The sequence below is a fragment of the Caldibacillus sp. 210928-DFI.2.18 genome (assembly GCF_020554505.1).
Classification (GTDB): domain Bacteria; phylum Bacillota; class Bacilli; order Bacillales; family Caldibacillaceae; genus Caldifermentibacillus; species Caldifermentibacillus hisashii.
In genome coordinates this window covers 1-6368 of sequence record NZ_JAJCHL010000130.1, presented here as the reverse complement: position 1 = coordinate 6368, position 6368 = coordinate 1, and the positions used below count along the sequence as shown (strand labels likewise).

Genomic DNA, 6368 nt, shown 5'->3' with positions numbered 1-6368 from the left:
TTTCCCGCACAAAAATGACGACGAGAAAGAGTCTCGTCACCAAAAAATAGAGTTTCACGAGCAAAAGTGACGACGAGAAGTGGTCTCGTCGCCAAAAAATGGAGTTTCCCGCACAAAAATGACGACGAGAAAGAGTCTCGTCACCAAAAAATAGAGTTTCACGAGCAAAAGTGACGACGAGAAAAGGTCTCGTCGCCAAAAAATGGAGTTTCCCGTCCAAAAATAGCTACGATATTGGCTTTCAATCGTCGCATACATTTTTTTGTAGTAAAAATTTTAATCAAATTGCAGGGGAAATTGATTTACTTATAGAATGGAATAGTATAGATTTAAAAAGGATGTAATTTTGTCTATAAAATTTTGTTTTTCATCAAAACGGCAACCGGTAGTTTTCAAAGGCTACTGAAAAAGTGGTAAATAATTATAAGACTATTTAGGTGTTTTTGTGGTTGCTATATTCTGTGTAAGTGAACTTATTCAAATTGTTTTTCAGCGGCGTCTAGTTTTCCCTATGTATACATTTCAAAGCATTGCCCTCATTAATTTTAAAGGAACGAAACGCACTTATAATTTTTTATATCCCGAAATTCCGCATAGCGTAATCTATTATGAATCTTAAAAAATAAAACCAGACGAAATGAATATTTAGCGTTGCACAAGGGTTCGGATTTTTGCTTAGCCGAATTAGTAATCATTTCCCTTACTGTGCTGCCAACAAAATTTTGTTCATCATGTTTCGTGCGTAATATAGGCTTTAATTATGATTGTGAAGAGAAAGGAAGGGATGTTTATGAAGACAGCGGTTGTTACAGACAGTACAGCATACTTACCGGAAGAAATCCGTGAAAAATACAAGATACACATGATTCCCTTAAGTGTTGTATTTGGCACTGAATCATATCGAGAAGAAATTGAACTAACTGCGACTGATTTTTACCAAATGATGCGGGAGCAAAAAGAATTACCGACGACTACGCAACCTTCAACCGGAATGTTTGTTGAGCTGTTTGAAAAATTATCAAAAGAATATGACACCGTAATTAGTATCCATTTATCAAGCGGTATTAGCGGGACTTTTCAAGGAGCAGTTACAGCCGGACAATTGGTACAGTCCATTAAAGTCTATCCGTACGATTCAGAAATAAGCTGTATGGTACAAGGTTTCTATGCTTTAGAAGCAGCAAAAATGGCTCAGAGGGGGGAGGAGCCGGAAGTAATCATTGCCCGTCTTGATGAATTGAAGGCAACAACAAAGGCATACTTTATGGTGGACGACTTGACCAACTTGCAGCGCGGGGGACGACTAAGCAGTACCCAAGCCTTTATCGGAGGACTTTTACAAGTTAAGCCACTTCTCCATTTTGTAGATAAAGTAATCGTTCCATTCGAAAAAATCCGTACGAAGAAAAAAGCAATGAACCGAATTGTTGAACTGTTGGGGGAAGATGCAAAAAGTGGTGGTCAGTACCAAGCTTGCATTATCCACGCCAATCGGGAAGAAGAAGCACAAGCATGGAAGGAAGAACTCGAAGCTCTTTATCCGAATGTTGAGTTTACGCTAAGTTACTTCGGCCCGGTCATTGGAACCCATCTCGGTGAAGGTGCCATGGGTTTAGGCTGGATGAAAAAATGAGCCGGGAAAAATAATGAAATTCTTTTAGGACTCGGTGAAGCGGGACGGAGCTTCAATCTTAAATAATCGTTAAACAACCAATCAGTGAACAGCTGGTTGGTTGTTTTATCGAATCATTGTAAATTTTCCGGTATGTGCAGCTCAATAAGGGAATTATAGACCAGTCCTTTGCGCTAAGTTTAATAGAAAATCGTTGGGCAGTAGATAAAAAACAGGATTGCCTAGAAAGTAGAAATTAAAAGCCACACAATAATCTTGATATTTTTTAATGTTATATCTTTTCCAAATCAATAATTTTTTGTATACTACCAGTAGTTGGATCATCCTCCCCACATCCCGGTGTTCTATTAATAATAGGATGCCGGAAAACGGATTTATCATCCCACATCCTCTTTTTAAACTTACTTAAATATCTCTCTCCAGATTATTTCCTTAATTAAAGGTATTTGTGTCCTAACTGACCGAGGAGCTTTGTCACCATACCGTAAAAAAATCTTATTTCCTATTGCAAAACAGCAAAAATCTCTTGTTGTTTACCGAAAGAAGTCAAAGAAATCGTTCGCCACCATGGCTATTTGTTTACCCAAAGAAGTCAGGAAATCGTTCGCCACCAAGAAACTATTTGCTTAACTAAGTAATCAGTGAATCAGACAGTCGCCATGATGAAGCTTGTTGTTTATCAAAGTAATCAGTGAAAAAAATCGTTCAGTACCATAGGACTATTAGTTTACCGAAAGTAATCAGTAATCAATCAGTCGGCACCATAAAACCATTCTCACTATCCGATTTTGAACATAAGGAGGTATGTGATTTGTTGTTTTTAAAAAAAGATGAATATGTAATTCCGCAACAGCTGGTGAAGGGAGAAGGCGGTGAGTTTGTCCGAATAACCGATATGACAAAACCAAAGGCGCTTCCTGTAGACCCAAATTTTCCATTTAACCAAAACTTGCAATTGTTTTTATCGGGGCGGAAATTGTTGCTCGATGAAATTCCTTTCTCCCTGGAAGAAATTCATAACCATTATTTGCATGGATATGTCGATTACCGCCAAGGGATCATTTTTGACGGGAAGAGGCTGTACTGTTGCAGATGTGGCAATAAAGATGCAGTTTTCTTTGCTTCTTTTCATTGTGCCCGTTGCAAGAAAAAATGCTGGTATTGCCGCAAATGTATCATGATGGGAAGAGTCAGTCAGTGTACACCGCTCATCATTTGGACAGGTCCGACGCCCAATTTTTCATTTCAAAAATCACTGAAATGGCAAGGAACACTCTCACCTTCACAAAAAGATGCTTCAATAAAAATCAAAGAGGCAGTAAGGGAAAGGAAAGAACTATTGGTTTGGGCGGTATGTGGAGCAGGGAAAACGGAGATGTTGTTTGAGGGCATTGAGGAAGCGATGCAATCAGGGAAACGGACAGCGATTGCAACACCTAGAACGGATGTTGTTCTGGAATTAACCCCGCGGTTTCAACAAGTATTTCCGGATATTCCGATCGCATCCTTATACGGCGGGAGTGAGGACAGACATCGATATAGCCCGCTTGTTATTGCAACTACTCATCAATTGTTACGGTTTCATGAAGCATTTGATTGCTTAATCATTGATGAGGTCGACGCATTCCCTTATTCGGCCGATGAAATGCTGCAAACTGCTGCGGAACTGGCAAGAAAAAAGAATGGTTCACTCATTTTTTTAACGGCCACCCCGAAAGAAGTATGGCAGGCAGAATGTTATCGAGGGAAAAGAAATTGTGTGATTCTGCCGGCAAGATTTCATCGTTATCCATTACCGATTCCCTCTTTTGGATGGTGCGGGAATTGGAGGGAAAAAGTGAAGAAGGGCCAGATTCCTCTAAAAATTTTGCAATGGGTAAAAAGTAGACTGGAAACCGGAAAACAAGCGTTACTCTTTTTCCCGCATATAGAATTGATGGAACAAGCACTCCCGTATTTTCAGAAAATGGATGGACGGATTGAAGCGGTCCACTCTGAAGACCCGAATCGAAAAGAAAAAGTTCAAGCAATGCGTACCGGTGATATTCCGATATTATTGACAACGACCATTTTGGAACGAGGTGTAACGTTTCCAAATATAGATGTGGCCGTTGTCGGTGCTGAAGATGATACGTTTACCGAGAGTGCATTAGTACAAATTGCCGGTCGGGTAGGAAGAAGTCCACAATTTCCAACGGGAGATATTACTTTTTTTCACTATGGGATTACACGTGCCATGATTCGTTCGAGAAACCAATTGCTGCGAATGAATCGGCAGGCGAGGATGAAAGGTTTGATCGATAGCTAAGTTCGTTGTGTCACAAAAAAGGTTCATGGTAAAAAGGAGGGTTAAACACTCATGCAACTTTTTAAAACCGACCTTTGCCTGCTATGTTCAAGCCCAATCGCACCAACGATCAATTGGGAATCACTGCTGTTTGGACCAAACCAAAAACCGATCTGCGAAAAATGCTATGCCCAATTCAGTCCGATCCGTGAGCCAGCGTGTAAAATTTGCAATCGGTCTCTGGATAAACTAAATCCGAAGTTTTATCAAGATGGGGTATGCAACGATTGTATCAAATGGCAACAGTCAAGCAAGTGGAAAAATGTCCTGGAAAAAAATACTTCGCTATTTGAATATAATGATTTTATGGCTGAAGTAATTGCCCGCTTCAAATACCGGGGCGATTATGCAATGGCTAAAATTTTTTCACAACCTTTGAAACAACTTTTACAAAATATTGACTATGACTTGCTCGTACCGATTCCATTAAGTGAAGAAAGGCTATATGAGCGTGGATTTAATCAGGCGGATAGTTTGGCGCTTGAGGCAGGGGCTGAACCGATCAATCTTCTCAGACGAATCCATTCGGAAAAGCAATCCAAAAAGTCAAGATATGAACGGGTCCACCTTCCGCAAGTATTTCAACTTTCGGAGGCAGCCCCGCCCTTTCAAAATAAACATATTCTGCTAATCGATGACGTATATACAACAGGTTCAACGCTCCGGCAAGCTGCGGTTATCCTTCTGCAGGCAGGTGCAAAAACAGTTCAATCGCTGACATTGGCCAGAGGATGATTAAAAAATTTCGAAAAACATTGAATAATTGACTTTTTGGACGAAATGAATAATGAGGGTTTCTCTTAAATAGGATCATTTTTTGGGAGCCAACTAATTCTGAAAAAATAATATAAAAAATCTGGTCAAGCCCTTTTTCAAGACAAGCATAGTATAATAAAACTAGATTAATCACTTGGACTCTGGAAAGGATGATCATGATGGAATTGGTAAATTGTACAAATTGTGGTGCGGTGTATGTAAAAAATTCAATTCGTGACATATGTGACAACTGTTATAAGGAAGAGGAAGAGGCATTTGATAAAGTCAACAATTTTTTAAAGAAAAAACAAAACCGGACAGCTTCGATGGTCCAAGTTGTTGAGGAAACAGGGGTGCCGGAAGAGTTGATTATGAAGTTCATTAAAAAAGGCCGCATCCGCTTAGTTCATTTTCCAAACCTCGGCTACCCTTGTGAAAGTTGTGGAAGACCGATTCAAAAAGGAAAACTATGTGATGACTGTGCGAAAAATTTCCGAAATGAACTTGAAGTTTTTGAGAAAGAACAGCAGCGACAAAAGGAACTGGCAGAAAAGAACATTACCTATTATGCAATCGACGAAAAGTATCGCAGTTAAAAGAATCAAATTCGATTAAACAAATTGAAGAAAGTGCCGATATAAAAATTAACAAAGTGATCGATGGAAAGAGAGGGATACGGTATGAAAATTACAAATTACGGTCCATCCGGTCTAAATCCATATATGCAGGAAATGCAAAAAACGGAAACAGTTAAGAAAAAAGCGGCAAAAACAAACGACCAAATTGAAATTTCTTCGGAAGCATTAAAGTTGCAACAACAAACGGATCCTGCCCGACAGGAGAAAATCGCTCATATTAAAGATCAGATTCAGAATGGTACGTACAAAATCGACCATCAAGAATTGGCTAAAAGTATATACAATTACTATGTTAATAAAAAATAAAGTGGAGCTTGCTAATTTCAAATGACGATGGGCACCACGTCAAACAGAAGCAAAAGAATACAAGCGGAAAAGGTGAGGGATATGAAATTTGATTCTTTGATTTCAATACTGGAAAAACAATTAACATTATATATGAGTTTATATCAATTGGCTGTAAGAAAAGTGGATATGATTAAAACAAATGATATTTCATCCCTCAACCAAATAATGAAAGAAGAACAAAAACATATTACAGCCATTTCTGTATTAGAAAATGAACGGATTAAGGATTTGCAAAAACGGTTCCCGAAAAGGGAGAAAGTTCCAACGATAAGTAGCTGTATCGAATTAGCGGAATCTGAACAAAAACCGATTCTCGAAGACTTGTTCCGCCAACTTACAAATATTTTACTAAAGATAAAGGAACAGAATGATTTAAATCAGGAACTAATCAAACAGTCTTTGCAATTTGTCAATTATTCTTTAAACTTATTTCAGCCGAGAACAAATGCGATGAATTACGGACCAAAAGCAGAGGATAAGTCCACAAATGCAACTGAAGTACGCTCTCTATTTAATTCGCAAGTGTAAAACTTTCATAAAAACACGACAGTTCTATTTTTATAAAAAATACGTTGCCGCTTAGTTTTATAAATAACTCAACTTTCGCACACAGTAATATTTAAGCATTGCTTGATATAATTAGGTA

The 6368-nt window shown here is 38.5% G+C and carries 7 protein-coding genes; all 7 read left to right on the top strand.

Annotated features, from left to right (window positions below; translation table 11 throughout):
• Positions 1-170: 170 nt before the first annotated feature.
• The 7 genes from LIZ98_RS16500 (at position 171) to LIZ98_RS16470 (ending at position 6250) form a co-directional block, all read left to right on the top strand.
• On the top strand, positions 171-344 hold the full coding sequence (locus LIZ98_RS16500; RefSeq protein ID WP_227140292.1) for a hypothetical protein: 174 nt from the start codon (positions 171-173) through the stop codon (positions 342-344).
• 446 nt (positions 345-790) lie between these two features.
• Positions 791-1633 carry a DegV family protein gene (locus LIZ98_RS16495; RefSeq protein WP_108898731.1) on the top strand — a complete coding sequence of 281 codons (843 nt, stop codon included), beginning with the start codon at positions 791-793 and terminating at the stop codon, positions 1631-1633.
• 811 nt (positions 1634-2444) lie between these two features.
• On the top strand, positions 2445-3941 hold the full coding sequence (locus tag LIZ98_RS16490) for an ATP-dependent helicase ComFA (protein ID WP_309240470.1): 1497 nt from the start codon (positions 2445-2447) through the stop codon (positions 3939-3941).
• Positions 3942-3992: 51 nt separating this feature from the next.
• Positions 3993-4715 carry a ComFC family protein gene (locus tag LIZ98_RS16485; RefSeq protein WP_227140291.1) on the top strand — a complete coding sequence of 241 codons (723 nt, stop codon included), beginning with the start codon at positions 3993-3995 and terminating at the stop codon, positions 4713-4715.
• Positions 4716-4912: 197 nt separating this feature from the next.
• Positions 4913-5332 carry a TIGR03826 family flagellar region protein gene (locus LIZ98_RS16480; RefSeq protein WP_095142559.1) on the top strand — a complete coding sequence of 140 codons (420 nt, stop codon included), beginning with the start codon at positions 4913-4915 and terminating at the stop codon, positions 5330-5332.
• An 84-nt stretch (positions 5333-5416) separates the two neighbouring features.
• Complete coding sequence (gene flgM / locus LIZ98_RS16475) at positions 5417-5680, top strand: flagellar biosynthesis anti-sigma factor FlgM (RefSeq protein WP_227140290.1); 264 nt, start codon at positions 5417-5419, stop codon at positions 5678-5680.
• Between the two features lie 81 nt (positions 5681-5761).
• A complete protein-coding gene (locus LIZ98_RS16470) occupies positions 5762-6250 on the top strand; it encodes a flagellar protein FlgN (RefSeq protein WP_227140289.1) in 489 nt (162 codons plus the stop codon).
• Positions 6251-6368 lie beyond the last annotated feature (118 nt).